A 246-nucleotide genomic window follows, 5' to 3' on the forward strand; every position below is an offset into this window, starting at 1 on the left:
TAAACATTGAGAACTTTTAAATTTGATTGAATTACTCGTAAGTAATCAATCAGTCAGCTTTCCAAATTGTTAAAGAGCATAAAGCAAAAAGCTTTAATCAATAACTTACGTTATTAATTAAAGCTCTGGCTTTAACTAAATCTAAACCATCAATCTGTGTGGACACTTATCGTGAATATCTTCGTATAAGGAGGTGATCCAGCCCCAGGTTCCCCTAGGGCTACCTTGTTACGACTTCACCCCAGT

General features: G+C 35.8%; 1 rRNA gene. It reads right to left on the minus strand.

Going from position 1 to position 246, the window contains the following annotated elements:
• Window positions 1-186: 186 nt before the first annotated feature.
• Window positions 187-246, minus strand: a 16S ribosomal RNA gene (locus QQ041_RS24105); the annotation flags it as partial.

It is taken from the genome of Vibrio sp. TMPB1044, assembly GCF_030442075.1.
GTDB lineage: Bacteria > Pseudomonadota > Gammaproteobacteria > Enterobacterales > Vibrionaceae > Vibrio > Vibrio satsumensis.